The following is a 22,457-nucleotide window of genomic DNA, read 5'->3' as shown; positions in this document are numbered from 1 at the left end:
GAACAACTCCCTCTTGTTCCTATCAGAGTGGCGCTGGCAGCCGCCCGTCGACCAGCTCCGCGACGGCGGTGTCGCCCAGATGCAGCGGGGCCGCCGCTATCCCCGCCGCGCGCGCCGCCGACCAGTACGCCGCCGCCAGCTCCGGGTCCACCAGACCATGCACCAGCGGCAGCTCCGGCCGGTCCGCCTGCAGCAGCGACTCCAGCTGACAGGACGCCACCATGTCCGGCAACGCGCCGCGTGCCGCGTACCCGGCGACCGCCGCCGCCGGCAGACCGGCGGGCAGGACCCGCCGCACCGGGCCGCAGGAGAGCAGCCCGCCACCGACCACCAGCACGTCGCCGTCGCGGCGCATCCGCCGCAGCGCGTCGGCCGTTTTCACGCAGTGCGGGAACGAGTCGTCGACCAGCACCGTCCCCGGGCGCAGCCGGTCCACGTCGACGATCTCGGTGGCGCTGCTCACCGCCGCGACGATGGTCGCCGCCGCGTACACCTGTGTCGCGGCCGTCGGCGTCGAATCGGCCCAGACCAGCTCACCCTGGTAGCCGAGACGCCGCAACCGGTCCGGGTAGTCGGCCAGTCGGCGGCGGCTGGCCGGCAGGTCGGCCAGCACGATCCGGGGTGGCTGCGGCCCGCCCTGGCTCAGCAGCAGCTCCAGCGCCGACCGGCCGATCGAGCCCAGTCCGACCACGGCGAGCGGGCCGGTGGCGAGATCACGCCCGGCGGCGTCGAGCGCAGCCAGCGTGGTCAGCACCACCGACGTGGCGGTCGCGGCGTGCCCGGTCGTCACCCGTACCGCCGAATTCACCTGCCGCAGGACGTCGAAGCCGTAGCCGGTGACCGATGGCAGCATGCCGGCCAGCGACACGCACCGGGCACCTGCCTGGGCGGCGAGCGAGACCGCGGCAGCCGTCACCGGCGCCAGGCCGGGGCCGAGTTCGTCGGCGAACAGCGGCAGGCAGACGAACCCGGAGCGGCCGAACGGCGTGACCAGCTCCTCCAACAGACGGGGTGCCCTGGCCGGGAACAGCAGCTCGCGGATCTGTTCACGGGGCAGCGCCGCCGCCGGTATCCCGGCCAGCGCCGCCAACTGGGCCGGTGCCGGAAGGTAGCCGACGATCGCCGCGTCCAGCACGGTGCCGACAGTGGCGACCCGCCCGGTGCCGGTCGCGGTGGCGACCCGCCCGGTGCCGGTCGCAGTGGCGACCCGCCCGGTGCCGGCTGCCCCGGCGCAGACCAGGTCGGCTTCGATCGCAGTGACAAGACTGGCGAAGCGGTCGGCGTCCAGCGCTGCCGACGCGGCCCGGACGGTGACCCGTAGCCCGGCTTCGACCGGTCGGACGGTCAGCAGCACGTCGGTGCCGACCGGCGGCGGTTCCAGTTCGCTGTCGCCGTCGTCCCAGTGCAGCGTCAACCCACCCGGTGCGCCGTCACCGGTCGGTCCGATCCCGGTGAAGTCGAGGGAGCTGAAGATGAACTGCGCCCCGGCCAGCATCGCCGTCGGCCGGCTGTCAGCGGACTCGGCCGAAATCAGCTCCCCTTCGGCGCCGTGCCGGCGGGCCGTGGCGACCTCGCCGGCCACCTGGGCCAGATCGTCGTCGAACGCCCGCCCGGCACCGGTCAGCCGCAGCGGCAGCAGCACCGCGCACGGTCCGAAGAGCCGATGCAGGTCCGGTAGCGGGTGATCCCGGCCGGTCACGGTCAGACCGATCACCAGGTCGTCCTGGCCGGTCAGCCGGGCCAACCCCCGGCGGTACGCGGTGAGCACCGGCGCGTACCCGCCGCTGCCTGCGGCGGCGGCCAGCCGGCCCAGCGCGGCGGACACCGCACCGTCCAAGGTGAACCCTGCGGTGTGCGTCCGCCCGGTGACGTCGGTCGCTGCGGCACCGGTCGAGGTGCGCAGCGTCGGCGGCCGGTACGGCTGCCCGAACCGTTCCCGCCGCCAGCGGTCTGCCTGCGGGTCCGGGGCATCCTGCCGCTGCCGCAGCCAGGCCACGTAGGCACGGAACGTCGTGCGCAGCGGCGCGACGTCTACCGGCGCTCCGGCCGCCAGCCCGTCGTGCAGAGCCAGCAGTTCCTGCCCGAGTAGCGCCGCGCTGTACCCGTCGCCGATCAGATGGTGGGCGTGCACCAGCAGGACATGCTCGTCCGGCCCGACGGTCAGCACCAGCAGTCGCAGCAACGGCCAGGCCCACGGCTCCAACGTCCGCTGACGCTCCCGCGCGACCCGGTCGTCGACCCGGTCGGCGACCCGACTGGCGGGCTGGTCGGCCGACTCGATGGTCTCGAACAGCACCGGCAGCCGCAGCGTCGGCGGCAACTCCTGCTGCACCGGTGGCCGGGCCCCGGCCGGAAACACCGTACGCAGCATCGGATGCCGGGCCACGGTGACGTCGACCGCCTGCTGGAAGCGGCGCCGGTCCAGCCGACCGGACAGCCGCAGCCGGGCCAGCCAGGTCGAGCTGCTGCCGGGCGCGACGGCCTCGGCGAGCAGGAAGCCACGCTGGGCGGGGGCGAGTGGAAACGGCCGTGGGTCGTAGCCGACCGTCGGTACGTCCGCAGCGGCCGCATCCGGGCCCGGCACATCCGGAGCCGACGTGTCCGCTGTCGGAACCCCGGTGGCGGCTGCGTCGATCGCCGCAGCCAGGCCGGCCAGGGTGCGGTGGTCGTAGATGACCGTCGGGCGGGGCAAGGCCGGGAAGTGTTCCCGCAGCCGGGCGAAGACGTCGAGGGCCACGATGGAGTCGCCGCCGATGGCGAAGAAGTCGTCGTCGCGGTGCACGGCGGGCAACCCGAGAACGGACTGCCACACCTGCGCCAACCGTCGTTCGGTGCCGGTGCGCGGTGTCTCGCCGGCCGGCTCCGGCTCTTCGCTCGGCAACTCGGTGAGTAGTTGCCGGTCCACTTTGCCGGTGGCGGTCAGCGGCAGTTCCCGTACCAACTCGATGCGGGCCGGAACCCACTGCGGCGGCAGCCGGTCGGCGAGGTGCCGGCGCAGGTCGGCGGCGTCCGTCGCAGCGTCCGCCGTCGGGTCCGTCAGCTGTGCGTACGCGACGAGCCGGGGATAGGGCTCGGTCTGGAGCAGCACCACCGCCGTGGCGACCGCCGGGTGGTTGCCCAGCGCCGCTTCGATCTCTGCCGGCTCGATCCGGTGGCCGTGCAGCTTCACCTGGTCGTCGAGCCGGCCGAGGAATTCCAGGTCCCCGGTGGGTCCGACGCGGACCCGGTCGCCGCTGCGGTACCAGCGCCGGCCGTCGCGGTGGACGAACGCCGCCTCGGTCTGCGCCGCATCGTCCAGGTAGCCACTGGTCAACCCGGGCCCGGAGATGAGTAGCTCGCCGGCCTCACCCGGTGGGCAGGGCCGCCCGGCGGCGTCGACGACGGCCAGCGTCGCACCGGCGACGGGCCGGCCGATCGGCACCCGCCGCAGGCCGTCGGCCGGCCGCCGGTCGATCAGGAACCAGGCGGCGTTGATGGTCGCTTCGGTCGGCCCGTACAGGTTGGTGATCCGGTGCCCGGGACCGAACAGGTCGAACCAGCTCCGCACCTGCCCGGGAGGCAGCGTTTCGCCGCCGACGTGGATCCAGCGCAGCGCCGACAGTTCCGGTGGCCCGCCCCAGGCGGTACGCCGCTGGGCCGCCGCCAGCAGCTGTCCCCACAGGGTCGGCACCGAGCTCCAGACCGTTATCCGGTCGTGTTCGACCCGGCTCAGCACCTCGTCGGGGTCGCGCAGCACCTGCGGAGCGAGTACGACGACCGTCGCCCCGACCAGCAGCGGCGCCAGCAGTTGCCGGACCGATGCGTCGAAGCACAACGACGACGTCTGCGCCAGCCGGTCCCCGCTGTGGTAGCCGAACGTGTCGACCGCCCAGCGCAGGTAGTTCGCCATCGACCGGTGGCTGACCGGCACGCCCTTCGGGCGGCCGGTCGACCCGGAGGTGAAGATGACGTACGCCGTACCGTCCGGGTCGGCAGCGGCCGCGCCGTCTGTGACCGGGTCGACTGCGGTCCCGTCGGCGATGATCGTGTCGATGTCGACCGTGACCAGCCCGGCCAACGCATCGGCCAGCGTCGTCGACTCGGTGTCGTGCAACAGCACCCGTGTGCCGCTTCGGCGCAGCTGGTCGCGGTGGCGGGCCGCCGGGTGGGCGACGTCCAACGGCACCCAGCCGGCCCCGGCGCGCAGCACCCCGACGGCGGCGGCGACCGCGGCGGGTCCGCGCGCGGCCAGCAATCCGACCAGATCACCGACTTGTACGCCGTGATGGCGCAGCGCGGCGGCGACTCGGTCGGCGGCGGCGTCCAACTGTCGGTACGTCATCCGCAGCTCGCCCGCCTCGACTGCGACGGCGTCGGCGTGCCGGCGACACACCTGCCCGATTCGCTCCACCACCGACGGCAGTACCCCCAACGTGGACTCCGTAGAGGGCGGGTCGGTCTGCTTGGCCAGGTCAGCCAGTTCGGCGAGGAAATCGGCGGCCAGCCCGGCGACGGCCGCCCGGTCCAGCGACGCCACCGGATGGTTCCAGGCGAACCGCAGCCGCTCGCCGTCGGGCCAGCAGAGCAGCCCCAGCCGGGTGCCGGCCGACGCGGTGCCGGCGGCGACCGGCGACACCCGTACCGGCAGGTCGGCGTCGGACATGACCGGGAAACGGGCGAAGCTGAAACTGGCCGGGCTGGTGGTGACCGGCCGGCCGCCACCGCCGCCGCCAGCCGGGTCGTCGGGTCGCGGCGTCGCCCGCGCCAGGTCGACCGCGTCGACCGTGCCGTGCCGCTGCGCGACCAGCCAGGCGGCCAGGACCCGGCGCGCGAGGTCGGCCGCCGGCTCGACCGGGTCGACGTCGACCGTCACGGGCAGGGTGTCGGCGAACGGCCCGACGACCCGGTCGACGCCGGGCAGCCGGGCGTCGCGGCCGGCCCGCGCCACCGACACGGTGACGGTGCGCTGCCCGCTGGCGCGGGCCAGGCACCGGGCGTACCCGGCGAGCAGCAGGTGGAACAGCGACACCTGCGCGGCCGCGGCCGCCCGGGTCAACGCGGCCACCGTCGGCGGGTCGACGGCGACCTGATGGGCGGCGTACGGCGGCGCGGGCGGTGCGGTCGGGTCGTGCCACGGCAGCCGCAGCCCGGTCGGCCACGACGCCAGGGTCTCCCGCCAGAAGGCCAGGTCCTCCGCGCGTGCCGGCGCGGCGACGGCCAGGTGGTCGCGGAACGTCGCCGGCACCGGCGGCAACTGTGGTCCGCGGCCGGCGGCCAGCGCCCCGTACACCTGCCACAGCTCCTCGCTGAGCACACTGAGGCTGGCCCCGTCCCCGGCGGCGTGGTGCAGCACCAGTAGCAGTTGGGCGTCGGCGGGACCGGTGCGGATCAGCACGGCGCGCAGCGGCGGTCGGCGGGTCAGGTCGATCGGCTCGTTGCACAGCCGTTCGGTCAGCGCGTCGACGTCGCCGGTGTCATCGTGGACGGCGTACCAGTCGGCGAGCGGCGTCGGCGGGCCGATCAGCTGGCGGGGCGGCGCGGCACCGTCGTCGGTCCACCGCATCCGCAGCATCGGGTGCCGGCGCGTCAGGTGTTCCAGCGCCTGGCCGAGCAGGTCGGCGTCGAGCTGCCCGGTGACGGCGTGCCGGACGAACCCGTACGCGGCGACCTGCGGGTAGAGCCGGTGCAGCGTGTGGAACGCCCGCTGCACCCCGGACAGCGCGAACGACTCCCCGTCGTCGTCCCCGGTGACGGCGGTCGGAACAGCAGCCGGCGGCGGATCCGCGAGCCGGTCGACGAGCGCGGCGATGGTGCCGTGCTCGAACAGCAGCATGGTCGGCAGCGGCCGGCCGAGTTCGCCTTCGAGGGTCTTGACCAGGTCGATGGCGGTGAGCGAGTCCAGGCCGAGGGAGAGAAACGACGTGTCGTCGTCGATCCGCGCCGGGTCGCAGTCCAGCGCGTCGGCGAGTAGCCGCCGCAGCACGTCCCTGATCTCGCCCGGGGTGTGCAGCTGCCGATCCGCGTCGCTACTCGGCACGGCCTGCGGTTGCGGCAGGGTGTCCACTGGAGGCACGCTCGCGGTGACTGTCGCAGCCTCGCTCGCGGCGGTCAGCCGGGCGACGACCAGGTGCGCGGCGGGTCTGCGCAGCGCCGACCGCAGCGCCGGCAGGGCATCGTCGAACGGCAGCGCCGGGAGGCCCCGGGCGGCCAGCCGCGCCGCGAGCCCCGGGTCGGCGGCCATCCCCGCGTCGGCCAGGGCCGAGAACCCGACGGTACGCAGCGGCCGGCCGGCAGCCCGCTCGACGGCGGCGTACGTGTCCAGGAAGGCGTTGGCGGCGGCGTAGTCGCCGACCGCCCCGGCGAGTCCGGGCAGCAGCGCGCTGACCGAGGTGAACGCCACCACGGTCGCCGGGCGTCGACCGTACCGGCGCAGCGCCTGGACCAGCAGGTGACCGCCGCGTACCTTCGGCGCCAGCACGGCCTGCAGCTGCGCCACGGACCTCGACCGCAGCGGGCCGGGCCGGACCACACCGGCGGCGTGGAACACCCCGGCGAGGTCGGGCAGCCCGGCGATCAGCGCGTCGACGTCGGCGGCGTCGGTGATGTCGCAGCGGCGGTAGTCGACCCGCGCGCCGAGTGCCCGCAGCCGGTCGACCAGCCCGTCCGGCGCGGCGGCGGCGCGGCCGGCCAGCACGATCCGGCGGTGTCCGCGCGCGGCCAGGTCCGCGGCGAGCGCGGCGCCGACACCACCCGTGCCACCGACAATCAGCTGTACGCCGTCGGCGTCGACCGGTTCCGTCGGCTCCTCGCCGATCGGCGCGGTGGGTACGAGTCGCCGACCCAGCCGCTGCCCGCCCCGCCACGCCACCGGACGCGACTCGACCGCCGCCGGGTCTGGCTGTGCCCCCATGGTCGCCAGCTCGGCGACCAGCGCGTTGACCCACGCCGGTACGTCGTCGGCCGCTGACAGATCCACTCCGGACACCACGCTGTCGGGGTGTTCGTCGGCGAGCGCCGCCGTCAACCCGGTGACCAGGCTCTGCACCGGGTCCGGCCGTTCACCGCTGGCCCCGGTGCTGACCGCGTCGTGGGTGACGACCAGCAGCCGGAATCCGCGTTCGGGCAGCGCGGCGACCAGCCCGGTCACGCCGTGCAGCGTGGCGTCGACGGCCTCGTCCAGCCGGGCCACGCCGCCGTCGGCGTCGAATGCGTCACCGCTGGCCAGGTACACGACGAGGTCGGCGTCACCGATCCCGGTGGCAAGCTCGATGCCGTCGGCGGTCAGCCGGTCGCGTAGCCCGTCCGCCAACGGGCGGCCGAGGGCCGCGCCCGGCCCGGTCAGGTGCACCGAGGCGGGGGAGCGGCCAGCCAGCAGCGGCAGCGGCAGCGGCGACCAGCACACCTGATGGACCAGCCCGTCCCGGTCCTTCGCTGCCTCCGGCAGCCAGTGCCGGCGCCGCTGGAACGGGTACGTCGGCACGGCGACCCGCCGCCGACCACCGGAGAGCCGGACCCGGTCCACGGCGACCCCGCGCTGCCACAGCGCCCCGACCAGCCCGGTCAGCCCGCCGTCGGCGTCGGTCGGCGGCACCGACAGCACCTCGACCCGGTCCGCTGCCTGCGGCGACGCGTCGCGTACCGCCCGGGTCAGCCGGTCCGGGTCGGCACCGAGCAGCACGTCGTAGCCCTGGTCGAGCAGCGCCCGCAGCTGGTCGGCGTCGTCGCCGGTGACGGCGTCGGGCACCACCCCCCAGTCAGCGAGCCGCCGGCAGACCGCCGTCGGCCCGGTCTCGTCGCCGGGCCACACCACGGCGGTACGCGGCCGGCGTACCACCTCGGTGACCGGGCCGGACGCGGCGGCGGCCAACGCGGCGGCGAGCCCGGCGGTGCTGTCGGCGACGACGGCGACCCGGTGCGGCCGGTCGTCCCGGGCGGTGTTGACGGTGGCGCAGACGTCGCCGGGATCCAGCTGCGGGTGCGCGTCGAGATGGGCGGCGAGGGCCTGCAGCGACTGCCGCAGCGCGGCCTCGGTCGCCGCCGAGCAGGTCACCAGGTACGGCCCGGCGCTGGCTGCCCCGGCGGTCGGCTCCGCTGCCGGCGCGGTCTGCTGCGGAGCTGTTGCCGGCGTGGCCTGCTGCAGAACTGTCGCTGGCGTGGCTTCCTGCAGGATCGCGTGCGCGTTGGTGCCACCGAACCCGAAAGCGTTCACCCCGGCGGTCAACGGACCGTCGTCGACCCAGTCCTGTGCGCCGGTCACCACCTGGAACCCGGCGGCGGGCAGGTCCAGTCGGGGCGACGGGGTGTCGACGTGCAGCGACGGCGGCAGTTGCCGGTGCCGCAGCGCCAGCACCACCTTGACCAGGGCGGGCATCCCGGCGGCGTTGAGCAGGTGACCGAGGTTCGACTTGACCGAGCCGATCAGCCGGGGTCGGCCGTCCGGGCGCGGCGGGAAGGCGTGCGCCAGCGACCGCACCTCGACCGGGTCACCGAGCTCCGTACCCGTCCCGTGTGCCTCCACATAGGATACAATGGCCGGGTCGACGCCGCTGTCCCGGTACGCCTGGGTGATCACTTCCCGTTGGCGTAACGGGTTCGGGGCCAGCAGACTCAACGAGCGGCCGTCGTTGTTGACGGCGGTCCCGCGTACCAGGGCAAGGAGTTCGTCCCCGGCGGCGTGGGCGTCGGCGGCGCGGGCCAGGACCAGCGCGGCCCCGCCCTCGCCGGGCACGAACCCGTCGGCGTCGGTGGCGAAGACCCGGCACCGGCCGGTGGGCGACAGCGCCCCGGCGGCGGCGAGCAGCCGGTGCCCGGTGGGCGTCAGGTTCAGGTTGACCCCGCCGACGACGGCCAGGTCACATTCGCGTTCCCGCAGGCTGCGTACTGCCAGGTGCAGCGCGACCAGCGCCGACGAGCAGGCGGTGTCGACCGCGATCGCCGGCCCGGCCAGGTCGAGGGCCTGCGCGACGCGGGCCGGGATCAGGTTGCGCAGGTTGCCGACCAGCGCGGCCGGTTCGCCGGTGACGTCGGACTCGGCGCGGAGCAGTTCGGTGTAGCCGCTTTCACCGACCGCCGCGAACACTCCCACCCGGCGGCCGTGCCGGCGCGGCCCGGCGTACCCGGCGCGTTCCAGCGCCTCGTGCGCCAACTCCAGGAAGATCCGGGCGTGCGGATCGGTGTGGTCGGCGTCGGTGTCGGACATGCCGAAGAAGCCGGCGTCGAAGCCGGCCGGGTCGTCGAGGAACGCCCCCCAGCGGGCGGTGTCGCCCTCGGCCGGCCGCCACCGCTGCGGCGGGATCTCGCCGACACTGTCCCGCCCGTCGAGCAACTGCCGCCAGAACTCGTCCGGGCTGTCCGCGTTGGGGAACCGGCAGGCCAGCCCGATGATCGCCACCCCATCCGCCGCCCCGGCAGCCGCAGCGGCGGCTGGCCCGCCGGTCGGCCCGGCCGCTGGACCACTCGCCGGTCCGGCCGGTTCCACGTTCCCGTCCGCTACCGGGGTGAGCAGATGGTCGGCCAGTGCCGCCACCGTCGCCCGTTCCCGCAGCTCGGCCGGGTCGAGTTCGCGGCCGAACGCGTCCTCCAGGCCGGCCAGCACCTCCATCGCCTGCAGCGACGAACCGCCCAGCGTGGTGAACCGGTCGTGGACGCCGATGTCGTCGGCGGGCCGGCGCAGCACCCGCGCCCACACCGCCCGCACGACCCGCTCCACCTCGTCGCGGCTCCCGCCACCGGCAACAGCGCTCATCGTCGGTGCGATCGCCGGCGTCGGCGGAGTCGTTGCCGCCCAGCGCTGCTCGACGGCGGCGAAGTCACCGGCGGCGTACCGCTGGCGCAGCCGGGGCCGACGCAGCTTGCCGCTGGTGGTGCGGGGGAACGCCCTGGCCGGCACCGGCAGCACCCGCACCTGGTCGTGGCCGGTCGCCGTCACGATCCGGGCCGCTACCCGGGCCAGCACCGCAGCGGCGTCGGCCGGCGGCCGGGCCCACTGCACGAAGACCACGACCCGCTCGGCACCATGGTCGTGGTCGGTGCAGCCGAGCACCGCGACCCGCCCCGCCGGCAGCCCGGCCGTGCCGGCGACGACCTCCTCCAGGTCGGCGGCGTGGAAGGTACGGCCGTTGACGAAGACGACGTCCTTGGCCCGGCCGGTCACGCAGAGCCGGCCGTCGCGCAAAAATCCCAGATCACCGGTACGCAGCCACCCGTCGACGAACACCTCGGCGGTGGCCGCCAAGTCACCGTGGTAGCCGGCGGCCACGTTCGGGCCGCGTACCTCGATCCGACCGACTCGACCGTCCCCGGCGGCCCGGCCGGCGTCGTCGACGACGCGCACCTGGCAGCCGGGCACCGGTCGCCCGACGTCCATGAACTCCACCGTGTCCGGGTCGCCCTCGCCAGCCTGCTGCACTGTGCCGGCGGCGAGGGCCGTCCGGTCCACCCGCACCGGTACGGCGGTTTCGCCCAGCGGTGGGACGGTGACGGCGAGGGTCGCCTCGGCCAGCCCGTACACCGGTTGCAGTGCGGCCGGGTCGAGCCCGGCGGGCCGGGTCCGTTCGACGAACGCCCGCCACACCACCGGCGAGATCGGCTCCGCGCCGACCATCATCAGCCGTACGGCGCTCAGGTCCAGCCCGGCCAGGTTCTCGGCCGGCACCCGCCGGACGGCGAGCGCGAGGGCGAAGTTGGCGGCCGACAGCAGCGTGGCCCGGTGCCGGTGCGCGACGCTGAACCACAGCAGCGGCCGTTTCGCGAACGTCAGCGGACCGATCCGGACCTGCCGCAGCCGGGCGGCCAGTGGCGCCAGGTGGGTGCCGATCAGCCCCATGTCGTGGAAGTACGGCATCCAGCTGACCGAGGTGTCGTCGCTGGTCAGTGCGGCGGCCTGGCCGATCTGCCGCAGGTTGGCCAGCACGTTGCGGTGCCGCAGTTCGACGCCGCGTGGGGTGCCGGTGCTGCCGGAGGAGAACTGCAGGAACGCGGGTGCGTCGGGGTCGGGTGTCGGCAGCTGTCGCCGGGTCGGCCCTGTGCGTAGGCCGGCGATGTGCAGCGCCGGTGCGTCGGCCTGTCGCGCAATCGGGGCGCAGGCGTCGTCGACGATCACCGGTACGCCGCCGAGCATGTCACGCACGCCGGCCACCCGGGTCGGTTCCGGCGGCAGCGGTACGGGGACCAGCCCGGCCGCCAGCGCGCCCCAGAACATCGGCTGGAAGTCGTCGCCGCCGTCGGCCAGCAGGATCACCGGTGTGCCGGCCGTGATCCCGGCGTCGTGCAGCCCACCGGCGACCCGCAGTGCGTCGTCGCGCAGCTGCCGGTGCGTGACGACGCGCTCGGCCCCGTCCCCGCGTACGTGCGTGATCGTCTGATCGGGGGCGGCGTCGGCGGCTGCGATCAGCACATCGAGCAGGTGTTTCTCGCCGTTCGGCCCGTCCGTGATCAGCACGGCCAGACCCTAGCCGAGCCGGTCGACACCCCACCTGGTCCGACCGGCCCGAACCCGGCGGATCCCGGGTCCCGTCGCGTCGGCCGTCAGCGAGCGTCAGCCGCGTGCGAGCCAGCGGGTCACGTCGTCGGTGAGGACCACCTCGTACGGCAGAGCCCGCAGGTCGTCCGCGACCACGTCCAGACCACGGGAGCGTGCGAGGTCAGCCAGCCACGACCAGGGATGCTCCTCGGCGGTCTCTTCGTCATCGGGAAGCACCACGGTCAACACGGACCGGGTGACACTTTCCCGGGGCTCGTCAACCGGGTCGGCATCTGGACGCGCAGCGCGCGCCGACCGCCGACCGAGTGTGAAGCCGCGGTCCTGGTGCAGCAGCACCCGCCGACCGTCGTCCAGCATGACGAACTCGCCGACGGAGGAGCTCTGAGTATCGGCCGCATCGGCCTGCTGCGGTCGGAGGTCGCAGATGGCTCCGACGCCGACGACGCGGCCGGGCCTGACCGGCGGCAGGTCCACGTGGTCGTCGACGGCATCCGGGTACGCCTGCCAACCGCTGCCCGCTCCGCTCACTTGCCGTACCTCCTGACGTTGGCCGAGCGCCTCCGTCGTTCGGGGCGAGACCGCGCCCGCTCCGGTCGCCGTCGCCGTTATTGGCACTCCTGCAGCTTCCCACGCAATCGAACTAACAAGAAAGAAGAACGTTGGGGGCAAGGAGGAGGAGTGGACTTCCACGAAAGATGGCGAGTGCGAGTTGTCCACAGCCCGTCGAATTGATCTCTCCGATCTGCGTTCCTTGCGCACACTGTGGATGGGCTGCGACGGGAGGGCGTCCAGTTGACCGGACGGCGGGACAGCTTCATCAGGAGGCGCAGGGTGGCCGGCTTCAGTCAGGAAGGGCTGGCCGAGCGTCTGCAGGTCGATCGGACCACCGTGGCCCGGTGGGATCAGGGTAAGGCTGAGCCGTACCCGCTGACCCGAGCGCGCCTCGCGGAAGCGCCCGGCACTTCAGCCGACGAGCTTGACGCCCTGCTCGCCGGGGAGCCGGAAAATCGTCGGAGCTGTCCCGTGCCAACGTCGAGGAAGCTGCGATCCTGACTCACCAAGCAGTCAAGAGCCTGAAGGCGTACCTGTCAAACCTGTAGGTTGATCCGCCAGCTTCCGTGAGGGATTCAGCCGGCGGGTGGTACCGGGATGCTCATCTGGTCGCGGCGTAGTTGCAACGCCGTGTGGCGTGCCGGGGCGAAGCCCATCGACTGGTACAGGTTTCCGCTGCCGGCCGTGGCGTTCAGGTCGACGACGCTGACCGTGGTGTCGGTGGCGAACCAGTCCAGCAGGGCCCGCACGCAGTCGCGGGCGTAGCCGCGGCCACGATGGGCCGGCTCGGTGCACACGTTGAACAGGTGCCCGCGCAGCCCGCCCGGGTTGCCGGGGGAGGGGGCGTGCCGGTCGCACTGGCCGACGGCGTTGCTGACGATGCCGTGCTGCGGGTCGTCGACCACGAACGCCGCGAACATCTCAGGGCCGCCGAGTGACTGGGCGAACCAGTCTAGGGCTGCCGACCGCCACTCGGCCGTCTCATCGCCGACCGGTGCGCCCATATCGCGCAGCATGACGACCCGCAGTCGTACCAGGGCGGGAGCGTCGGCCTTCGTTGCTCGGCGCACCTGCGGTTGCGCTGGATGATGCATCCGTGCAGCCTATCTGCGGCCGGCGCCGGGTGATCCGCCTGCTGACACCCAAGATCATGTGAGCGCTATGGACGTCTCAACGTCGACGAGACGTCCATAGCGCTCACATGATCTTGAGCTACACCGGCTGCGAGCCGGCAACGAGTACGCCCACCCCGGGTACGCACCGGACTACGCCCTCTGCCCGCAGCATGAGGATGGCCTGGCGGACGACTGACGTCGCGACCCGGTGCTGTTCCCGCAACTGGTCGGTGGGCGGCAGTCGATCGCCCGGACGCAGTCGACCGGACTCGACCTGCACCTGGATGTCGTCCGCGACCTGCTCCCACTGCGGCGCTACGGCCACTGGCCCTCCTGACGACAGCCGGCAGCGGGTACGCCAGCGCTACGAGCCGGCGGCCTCGTCGCGGTCGGCGACGAACACCCCAAGCCCGTGTACGCCATGGACCAAGCGCTCCATCTGCAACACGAGGATGGCGTGCCGAACGACGCCAGCGGAGACGCCGTATTCGGAGCGCATTTCGGCGGTCGAGGGCAGCTTGTCGCCTGGACTGAGCTGGCCGGACGCGATCTGCTCACGGACGTGATCGGCGATCTGCGCCCACTTCGGTTTGGCGGGCATCTGGACTCCCTGGTCTGCACCGCCATTTGATCACGCCCTGCGCTGGTCAGACAAGTAGAGACTAGTAGGGAGTTGACTTGTACAGACTAGTATGACAAAGTTCAGCCCGGCTCCTTGGTCTGCAAACCCGGAGCTGGTTCCCCGCAAGGAGCCTGGTCAGCCGGCCGCCCCGCCGGCTGACCAGGTGCGCCCTCTCCACGCCTGAACGGGAGGCACCGACCGGTGACAATCGACCCCCGACCTGCCACCACCCTGCCCAACCGCCAACAACAGCACCCCGAGATCCAACCCGACGGACAGCCGGTGACCGCCGGACAGTCGGTGGCCTCGTCCGCCGGCAGCGTCTACACCGCGTATGCCCGGAAGTTGGTCGTCGCGGCGCAACAGGCCGTCGACACGCACACCACATCGGCGTACAACGGGTGTTGTCTGGGCTGCGGACGGCCCGGCCCCTGCGCTGACCTGGCCGCCGCCGAAGCGACCCTGGCCCGCTACCACCGGCTGCCGTTCCGTCGGCCCGGCGCGACCCTGCTCGACCCGGCCCGGACCACCGACGCCGGCCAGGCGCGGTTCACCTGGTGGCGGAGGTCGGCATGACCGACGCACCAGTTGAGCGGACCGACACCGCTGACGGGCAGGCGTTGCAGGTGGCCGCCGACACGATCGACGTCCTGCGGACCGTCGCCCTGGCGATGGAGACCACCGTCACCCACGCCGAGGAGCAGCTCGACGGCACCCGGCACCCGGACGCCCGACTCGCCACCGACCGTTACCAGGCCGCGTTGCATGAAGCGTGGGAGGCGTACGGCGAAGTCCTCGACGCCGTCAGCGCCGGCCGCCCGCAGCTGCCGGGTGGCCGGCCGGTCGCGGTCGCGTCCATTCTGTACGGCCTGCAGACCGCTCGCCACCACGCTGCGCACGCCGCCGCCCAGCTGCCTGACCTGCGGAAACGGGTCGCGTACGCCGCTGACCGGCTGCACCGCAGCGAACACCCGCACGCCCAGGCCACCGCCGACCGGCTGGCCGTCGCGCTGAGCCGACTGCATGATGTCGAGGTCAGTCTGAGCGTCGGCACCGGCGCGGTGGACCGCTACATTGATGCCCTCGACACTGGTGCCGATCCGCCGGCGGCGCGGACCGCCCGGCTGGCTGCGGTGCATCCGATAGCCAGCCCCAACGGGGACGCCCTTGCCATCGGCACCCGGATGGCGGCGACGGTAGTGGCCGCCAACCGTCGGCACCTGCGGTTCCGGACCCGCTGGCAGGTGTTTCGTCGGACATTGTGGAACAGCGTGAAGCGGGAGATCCGCCTGTGACGACCAAGAAGCCGGTGACGACCAACCAGCCGGCGCCGAGCAAGCAGCCGGTGGCGGCGCTGAGCTATCTGATGGCCGGGCAGGTGCACGCCCATGACCGCTGGGTGCAGCGGTTCACCGAAGCCGACCGCCAACATTATCTTGACCTGCTCAGCGCGTTGTTCGTGCTCTGTGCCGACCGGCGGTTCCGCCGCGACGACCACGGCGCGGTGATCCGCTTCGTGGCCAGCGTCCGGGAACGCTTCGACCCCGACCGCACCATGGTCGACCCGGTCATCGCGGAGAACCTGCTGCTTGCCGCGCTCGGCGCCCACGAGACGTTGCCGGCCACCGCGGAGAACGTCACCGTACAGACGTTGCTCACCGTCGCCCTGGTCAGCGACGAGCAGCCCAGCCCGGCCGGCTACGACGCACTGCTACGCGAGGTCGACGCCATGGTCACCACCGCGTCGCCGCCCGGCTAGGCATCCGCCTCGACCGTCGATCCCTGATGGACCAACTCCGGAATATGCTGTGCCTTCGGCGACTGGAGGGGACGCGACGATGACCGGGAACAGCCCACCACACAAGCTGCTGCTGCGGACCGCCGGTCGGTCCGATTTGGATTCGGTACGGCTGCTCGACGTCTTCGCCGCTCAACGGCGGCAGCTCTGCGACGACCTGCGGAGTCTGAGCCCCGAGCAGTGGTCCGCGCCGAGCCGCTGCCCCGGATGGTCGGTGCAGGACACCGTCCGACACCTGGGCGACGTCACCGGCGCGGTCGCCGCCGACCCAGGCGACCGGATGTTCGATGTGACGGCCGGTTTCGACCCCCGGACCACCCCTCGCCAATGGCTCGCGGCGTCGGCCGGCGAGTCACCGGCCGACACCCTCGACCGGCTTGTCACGACCACGGAGAAGGCACTCGCCGTGGCCCGGGACCGGCTGGCCCGCGACGACCGGTTCGACGTCGTCCTGCCGTACGGGCCGATGGACTGGACGGTGCAGGCACTGCACGTGCTGTGGGACTCGTGGCTGCATGAACGCGACATCTTCCTACCGCTCGGCGTCGACCGCCCGACCGACCCCGAGGCGACCAGCTACGCGACCGCGTACGGGCTGCTCATCGCGGCGGCCGTGGCGCAGAAGTTCGGTGCCCAGGTGCGCCAGCGTCTCGAACTCGGCGGCGACGGCGGTGGCGTATTCGAGGTGGCCGCCGACGAATCGGTGACGCTGACCGCGACGCTCACCGCGACCCGGGCGGCGACGGCCGGCCCGCCGGCCACCGAGGTGACCGACGCACTGGCCGGGCGGGGCTCGGCCGCGGTGCTCGACGGCGTGCCCGACGGGTCGCGTACCGCCCTGACCGTCCTCGCCACCTTCTTCACCACCCCGGCCGAGGAGACTGCGGTCTGACGGTGGCACAGGCGCCTACGGGGTGATGACGATCCGGGCGCCGGCCGACCCGTCGGCCTGGGCCTGCCAGGCGGCGGCCACCTCGTCAAGCGGCCGCACCTGGTGGTCGACGGTCAACCGGCCGGCGTGGGCATGCCCGGCGATCGCGGCGACCGCCGCCGCCCGCTGCTGCCCGGTCAGCTCGTTGTTGGTGTAGCCGAGCACCCGTAGCGAGCCGCCGCGCAGCGTGGCCGAGTCGATCGGGGCGGTCGCCCCGGCCGAGCCGCCCAGGTTGACCAGCCGGCCACCGGGCCGCAGCACCCGCAGCGCCGCTGCCGCCGGCACCCCGAACAGTGGGTCGAGGACCAGGTCGACCGGGCCGCCGGCGGCATCGCGCAGCCGGTCGGCGAGCCCGGGTACGTCGTCGTCGGCGCGCAGCGGCACCACCGCGTCGGCACCGAGGGCCCGTAGCCGCTCGGCGGCGGCGGTCGACCGGGCGGCGGCGGTGACCCGGCGGGCCCCGACCAGCCGGGCGATCTGCACCCCGGCCTGCCCGACGGTGCCGCTGGCCCCGAGGATCAGCACGTCCTCCCCGGCGCGCAGCCCACCCCGCAGGGTCAGCGCCGACCAGGCGGCGACCGCCGAGTAGCCGAGCGCGGCGATCAGCCGATGGTCCACCCCGTCGGGCAGCGGCACCAGGTCGGCGACGGCCACGGTGGCGTACCCGGCGAGGCCGCCGTCGCCCGCTGCCATCCCGGCGCGGGTCGGGAACCACACTCCGGAGCCGTCGGCGAGGGTGCCGACGCCCTGCACCCCGGGCACGTACGGCAGGGCCGGCGCGCCCAGGTAGGAGCTGCCGGAGGCGCAGAGCAGGTCCAGTGGGGTGATCGGCGCGGCGTCGACCCGGACCAGCACCTGCCCGGCGGCGGGTCTCGGCCGGGGCCGGCGCTGCACGGTCGGTGGTTCGCCGTACCTGGTGAGCACGGCGGCGGTCATCGACTCCGAGGCGGCCATCAGGTGGCGATGTCCGGGTACGGCAACGCGAAGTGGGCCAGCCGCAGCCCGTACTGCTTCTGGTAGGCCAACGGCTCGTCGTGGTCGCGTTCGAACATGGCGATGAACAACGTCAACGTGAGGAACGGGTGCGCGCCCAGCTCGAACAGCCGGACGTGGTCGTGGGCTGCGAGGGCGTCGCGTTCGTCGTCGGTGAAGCGCAGCCAGGTGCTGGCCTCACCGGTGTGGCAGTTCAGTACGGAGTTCGCCCGTTCCGCCTCCCACCAGGTGACGAATTCCTGCGGCTCGGACCGGTAGCGCTCGACCAGCTCCGGGTCCCGGTCGACGGTGTAGAGGAACTTGTCCACAAGGTACTTGCTCATGCCGGCGCTCCGTTCGGGTACCAGGTGAAGTAGGCCTCCATGGTGTGGAACAGGTCGAGGGTGTCGACGTGGTCGGCCTTCGCGCCGGCTCCGGCGACCCCCATCATCAGCATGAAGTCCATGAAGCCGTGGGTGGCGTTGCCGGGGGAGTGCAGGCTGTCCAGGGTGACCTCGGCCAGGCAGCCGTCCAGGTCACCGTTGGCGATCCACTCCACCGCCCGCTGGTCGAACTCCGGGTCCGGGCCGTGCGGGCCGAACTGGCGGGGCCCGCCCAGCTCCAGCGACAGGTGCCCGGTACCGATGATCGCCACCCGCAGGTGACTCGGCCACGACGCGACGATGTCCCGGATCGCCTCGCCGAGCTGCACGAAGCGTTTCGGCTGCGGCAGCGGCGGGGCGAAGATGTTGGTGTAGATCGGCACGATCGGCAGGTCGGCCTCGGGCCGCAGGGTGATGATCGGGCAGGTGATGCTGTGGTCGATCCGCAGCTCGTTGCTGAACGCCAGGTCGAAGCCGGCGTCCAGGCCGGCCCGCAGCAGATGGGCCGACAGGTCCTCCTGGCCGGTGAGCAGCATCCGGGGCAGGCCGAACTCGCGTTCCTCGTTGTACCAGTTGGCGTCGTAGAACGGCGCCTTGCCGACCAGGAACTGCGGCATGTTGTCCAGCCACAGCTGGTGGAAGTGGTCGGAGCCGACCATCACCAGCACGTCCGGGTTGGCCTTGGTGAGGGTCTCCCGGAAGGCGAGGATCTTGCGCTGCCACTCGTCGGCGAAGGGTGGCCGGTCGTCGCCGGTGGCGGTAGTGGCGCGGTAGTAGAACGGGTGGTGGGTGGAGGCGATGACCGCGACGATGCTGGCCATGGCCGCTCCTTCCAAGAGTCGGGATCAGGCGGGGGCGGGGGATCAGCTGTCGGTCGGGGCGACGTAGCGGGCGTTGCGGTCGACGGTGCGGTAGATGTCCATGCCGAGCGGGTTGCGGCGTTCCTCGGCGAGGTGGCCGAGCAGCCCGGCGGTGCGGGCCAGCAGGGCGAAGCCGCGCAGCAGGTCGACCGGCAGGTCCAGGTCGGCCAGCGCGGCACCGCACACCCCGGCGCCGTTGAGCGGCAGGGTGCGGCCGAGGACCTGCGGGTGGATCCGGCCGATCGCTTCGAACAGCCGCAGGTGCGGCCCGCGCAGACCTTCGGCGTCCGCGATGCGGATCAACACCGGGGTACGCGGGTCGACGTCCTTGTGGACCGGGTGGCCGAGGCCGGGCAGCAGCTGCTTGGCGGCGCGGGCGGCGCGGACCGCCGTCAGGGCGACCTCGTCCCAGCCGGCGTCGTCGTCGGGGTGGCTGTCGAGCCCGGCGAGGGTGTCGGCGAGGAACCGGCCGCAGTCCTCGGTGACGCCGAGGAAGCGGGAGCCGCCGCCGAGCAGCCCGGCGGCGATGGCGCCCTGCAGCGACTCGGGGGCGCTGAGGTACGTGAGCCGGGCGGCGATCGCCGTCGGGGTGAAGCCGTGGTCGGCCAGCGCGACGAGCACCGCTTCGAGGACCCGGACCTGCCCGGGGGTGGGTCGGCGGCCGGCGACCAGCCAGTACGCCAGCTCACCGAAGCCGACCTTGCCCATCAGGTCCTCGGCGAGGTCCTGGCCGAGCAGCCGGATGCTGGTCCGGTCGGAGGTGCCGATCGAGGTCGGGAAGCTCAGCTGCTCGTCAGCCATGCGCGGATCTCCTCACCGTGTTCGTCGAGTGCGGGCGGCGGCGTGTCGTAGCGTGCCGGGGTCTGCGACAGGGTGATCGGGTGCCGGATGCCGGGCACGGCCGCCGCGCCGTCGCCGACGGTGACCACCGGGTCGAGGCCGAGCCGCTGCGCGAGCGCCACCCCGCCGTCGATGGTGTTGATCGGCGCGCACGGCACCCCGGCGGCCAACAGAACCTCGAACCACTCGTCACGGGTGCGTTTGCGCAGCTGCTCGACCAGCAGCGGGCGTAGCGCCTCGCGGTTGGCGGTGCGGTCCTGGTTGCGGCCGAAGCGGGGGTCGTCGACCAGCTCCGGTACGCCGAGCACCTCGCACAGTTTGCGGAACTGCCCGTCGTTGCCGGCGATGACGATGAGTTCGCCGTCGGCGACCGGCAGCGGCTCGTACGGGAACAGGCTGGGGTGGGCGTTGCCCATCCGGAACGGCACCACGCCGCCGGCGACGTACCCGCTGCTGTGGTTGACCAGCCCGGACAGTGCCGAGGACAGCAGGTTGACCTCGACGTGCTGGCCGGTGCCGGTGGTGTCGCGGTGGTGCAGGGCGGCGAGGATGCCGATGCTGGCGTGCAGCCCGGACATCACGTCGAAGACGCTGATGCCGGCCCGGTACGGCGACCCGTCGGGGTCGCCGGTGAGGCTCATCAGCCCGGAGACGGCCTGCACCATCAGGTCGTAGCCGGGGTAGGCGGCGCCGGCACCGGTGCCGAATCCGCTGATCGACGCGTAGATGATCTTGGCGTTGCGGGCGGCGACGCTGTCGTAGTCCAGGCCGAAGCGGCGCAGCCCGCCGGGCCGGAAGTTTTCGATCATGACGTCGGCGCGGTCGGCGAGCCGGCGGGCGACGTCCAGGTCGTCGGGGTTCTTGAGGTCCAGGGCGATGGACCGTTTGTTGCGGTTGATCCCCAGGTAGTACGTGGAGACGCCGTCGCGGGTCGGCGGCATCCAGGTACGCGTGTCGTCGCCGCTGGGCCCCTCGACCTTGATCACTTCGGCGCCGAGGTCGGCGAGCAGCATGGTGGCGTACGGGCCGGCGAGGATCCGGGAGAAGTCGGCGACCAGTAGACCGTGCAGCGGCCCGGTGCCACCGGCTGGTCGCGCGTCGGCTCCCGATGCGTGGTGCTCGGCCATCTTCTGGTCGCCTCCCTCGTGCCCGTACGGGCAATGTGACCGTACAGCGGACGATCGTCCGAGAATCGAGTCTCGGTTGCGGATCCGAGCGTGTCAACCCGCATCGGCAAGCTCTCAGCAAACTTCCTGTTCAAGGTGCTCAAGGTTAGGGTGAAACAAGTTTGAAATCTTCTCTTGACGTCGCTCGTGACCCGGAACACACTGGCAGGAATCGTGATTGACCGTCTAGCGGACAGTGGTCCGAAAGCCTGTGGAGCGGATGGGAGAGGCGCTGATGAGCACAGACGCGCAGCGGAGCGCGGCAGCCGGCCGGCCGGTGGTCTTCCGTAACGGCCTGGTGCTGACCATGGACGACAGCCACACGGTGCTGCCCCGCGCCGACGTGCTGATCGTCGGCGACCGGATCGCCGAGGTCGGCGAGGCGCTCGCCGTACCCGACGGGACGCTGGAGATCGACGCGGCCGGCGGCATCGTCATGCCCGGCATGATCGACACCCACCGGCACATGTGGCAGACCGCGATGCGTGGGTACGGCGCCGACTGGACGCTGACCCAGTACTTCGTCTGGTACTACCTCGAATCCGGCAAACTGTTCCGACCCGAGGACGTGTACGCCGGCAACCTCCTCGCCGCGATCGAGGCCATCGACGCCGGGGTCACCACCACCGTCGACTGGTCACACGGGCTGCAGACCCCGCAGCACGCCGACGCCGCCGTGGACGCCCTGGAAGCCGTCCCCGGCCGGTTCGTCCTGGCCTACGGCAACCTGCAGCAGGGCCCCTGGGAGTGGGCCACCAGCCCCGACTTCCGCGACTTCGTCACCCGCCGCGTCCACGGCCGGGGCGACATGCTCGGCTTCCAGATGGCCTTCGACGTCACCGGCGACCCGACCTTCCCGGAGAAGGCCGCCTTCGAGGTGGCCCGCGAGCTCGGCGTGCCGGTCACCACCCACGCCGGGGTCTGGGGTGCCACCAACGACGACGGCATCCGGCTGATGCACGAGAACGGCTTCATGACCGAGTCGACCGTCTACGTGCACGCCGCCACCCTCAACCGCGACTCGTACAACCGGATCGCTGCCACCGGCGGCTCGGCCTCGGTCTCCACCGAGAGCGAGCAGAGCGCCGGCCAGGGCTACCCGCCCACCTGGCAGCTGCGCCAGCACGACATCCCGGTGTCGCTGTCGATGGACACCAGCGTCTGGTGGAGCGGCGACCTGTTCTCCGCGATGCGCGCCACGCTCAGCGCCGACCGCTCCCGCGAACACCTCGAGGCGCACGGCCGGCAGGAGACCGTCACCCACTGTCACCTGCGGGCCGAGCAGGTCGTCGACTGGGCCACCCGGGGCGGGGCGCGGGCGCTCGGCATGGACAGCCTGGTCGGTGCGCTCACCCCGGGCCGCAAGGCCGACGTGGTGCTGATCAAGAATGACGCCTCGCCGGTGATGTTCCCGGTTCTGCACCCGTACGGCCATGTCGCGTTCCAGGCCCAGCGCGGCGACGTGCACAGCGTGGTGATCGACGGCCGGCTGGTCAAGCACGAGCACCGCCTCGTCGACGTCGACCTGGCCGCCGCCCGCGCCGCCGTGACGCGCACCATCGAGCACCTCACCGCCGAGATGGGCGACGACGCCTGGACCAAGGGGATGAACCCGGACATCCCAGAGACCAAGGTGCTGGACAACCCGTACACCTACACCCAGTGGGACGCCGGCAGCGCCCAATGGAAGCATTGACCGTCTGACGGGCCCCGGCGGGTCGACCGCCCGCCGGGGCGGACCGCCGATCATCACCGAG

The 22,457-nt window shown here is 72.9% G+C and carries 15 protein-coding genes; 5 read left to right on the top strand and 10 right to left on the bottom strand.

The window, feature by feature from the left end; translation table 11 throughout:
• Positions 1–22 precede the first annotated feature (22 nt).
• From O7629_RS19050 to O7629_RS19030, 5 genes are all read right to left on the bottom strand, one after another.
• A complete protein-coding gene (locus O7629_RS19050; RefSeq protein WP_278170748.1) occupies positions 23–11,419 on the bottom strand; it encodes a non-ribosomal peptide synthetase in 11,397 nt (3,798 codons plus the stop codon).
• Between the two features lie 96 nt (positions 11,420–11,515).
• Positions 11,516–11,989 (bottom strand): hypothetical protein, encoded by a 474-nt coding sequence (locus O7629_RS19045; RefSeq protein ID WP_278170747.1) that lies wholly within the window; start codon positions 11,987–11,989, stop codon positions 11,516–11,518.
• 599 nt (positions 11,990–12,588) lie between these two features.
• Positions 12,589–13,107, bottom strand: coding sequence for a GNAT family N-acetyltransferase (locus O7629_RS19040; protein ID WP_278170746.1), 519 nt, complete (start codon positions 13,105–13,107; stop codon positions 12,589–12,591).
• Positions 13,108–13,225: 118 nt separating this feature from the next.
• Positions 13,226–13,453 (bottom strand): winged helix-turn-helix domain-containing protein, encoded by a 228-nt coding sequence (locus tag O7629_RS19035; RefSeq protein WP_278170745.1) that lies wholly within the window; start codon positions 13,451–13,453, stop codon positions 13,226–13,228.
• Positions 13,454–13,492: 39 nt separating this feature from the next.
• Positions 13,493–13,729, bottom strand: coding sequence for a winged helix-turn-helix domain-containing protein (locus O7629_RS19030; protein WP_278170744.1), 237 nt, complete (start codon positions 13,727–13,729; stop codon positions 13,493–13,495).
• A gap of 222 nt (positions 13,730–13,951) precedes the next feature.
• On the opposite strand from O7629_RS19030, the gene O7629_RS19025 reads away from it, so the two are divergent.
• The 4 genes from O7629_RS19025 (at position 13,952) to O7629_RS19010 (ending at position 16,440) form a co-directional block, all read left to right on the top strand.
• On the top strand, positions 13,952–14,326 hold the full coding sequence (locus O7629_RS19025; protein WP_278170743.1) for a hypothetical protein: 375 nt from the start codon (positions 13,952–13,954) through the stop codon (positions 14,324–14,326).
• The gene (locus O7629_RS19020; protein ID WP_278170742.1) at positions 14,323–15,045 is read left to right on the top strand and encodes a hypothetical protein; all 723 of its coding nucleotides are present in this window, start codon (positions 14,323–14,325) and stop codon (positions 15,043–15,045) included. Before O7629_RS19025 ends, O7629_RS19020 begins: the two co-directional genes overlap by 4 nt.
• A complete protein-coding gene (locus O7629_RS19015; protein ID WP_278170741.1) occupies positions 15,042–15,509 on the top strand; it encodes a hypothetical protein in 468 nt (155 codons plus the stop codon). The genes O7629_RS19020 and O7629_RS19015 overlap by 4 nt, the downstream gene beginning before the upstream one ends.
• A gap of 79 nt (positions 15,510–15,588) precedes the next feature.
• Entirely contained in the window at positions 15,589–16,440 is an 852-nt protein-coding gene (locus tag O7629_RS19010) for a maleylpyruvate isomerase family mycothiol-dependent enzyme (protein WP_278170740.1), read from the top strand.
• 15 nt (positions 16,441–16,455) lie between these two features.
• Here O7629_RS19010 and O7629_RS19005 read toward each other — a convergent pair whose 3' ends face one another.
• Genes O7629_RS19005 through O7629_RS18985 form a run of 5 tightly spaced genes read right to left on the bottom strand, consistent with a single transcriptional unit; the run spans position 16,456 to position 20,661 of the window.
• Positions 16,456–17,433 (bottom strand): zinc-binding dehydrogenase, encoded by a 978-nt coding sequence (locus tag O7629_RS19005; RefSeq protein WP_278170739.1) that lies wholly within the window; start codon positions 17,431–17,433, stop codon positions 16,456–16,458.
• Positions 17,433–17,795: a hypothetical protein gene (locus O7629_RS19000; RefSeq protein WP_278170738.1), complete on the bottom strand. Its 363-nt coding sequence runs from the start codon at positions 17,793–17,795 to the stop codon at positions 17,433–17,435. Before O7629_RS19000 ends, O7629_RS19005 begins: the two co-directional genes overlap by 1 nt.
• Positions 17,792–18,655, bottom strand: a complete 864-nt coding sequence (locus O7629_RS18995; protein WP_278170737.1) for an extradiol ring-cleavage dioxygenase — start codon at positions 18,653–18,655, stop codon at positions 17,792–17,794. Before O7629_RS18995 ends, O7629_RS19000 begins: the two co-directional genes overlap by 4 nt.
• 42 nt (positions 18,656–18,697) lie before the next feature.
• Entirely contained in the window at positions 18,698–19,495 is a 798-nt protein-coding gene (locus tag O7629_RS18990) for a citryl-CoA lyase (RefSeq protein ID WP_278170736.1), read from the bottom strand.
• Positions 19,477–20,661 (bottom strand): CoA transferase, encoded by a 1,185-nt coding sequence (locus tag O7629_RS18985; RefSeq protein WP_278170735.1) that lies wholly within the window; start codon positions 20,659–20,661, stop codon positions 19,477–19,479. The genes O7629_RS18990 and O7629_RS18985 overlap by 19 nt, the downstream gene beginning before the upstream one ends.
• A gap of 274 nt (positions 20,662–20,935) precedes the next feature.
• Between O7629_RS18985 and O7629_RS18980 the strand changes: the two genes are divergently transcribed.
• Positions 20,936–22,396, top strand: a complete 1,461-nt coding sequence (locus tag O7629_RS18980) for an amidohydrolase family protein (protein WP_278170734.1) — start codon at positions 20,936–20,938, stop codon at positions 22,394–22,396.
• Positions 22,397–22,457: the final 61 nt, after the last annotated feature.

Source organism: Solwaraspora sp. WMMD792, assembly GCF_029626105.1.
In the GTDB taxonomy this organism is placed as follows: Bacteria; Actinomycetota; Actinomycetes; order Mycobacteriales; family Micromonosporaceae; genus Micromonospora_E.
This window is presented reverse-complemented; position numbering and strand designations above follow the sequence as displayed.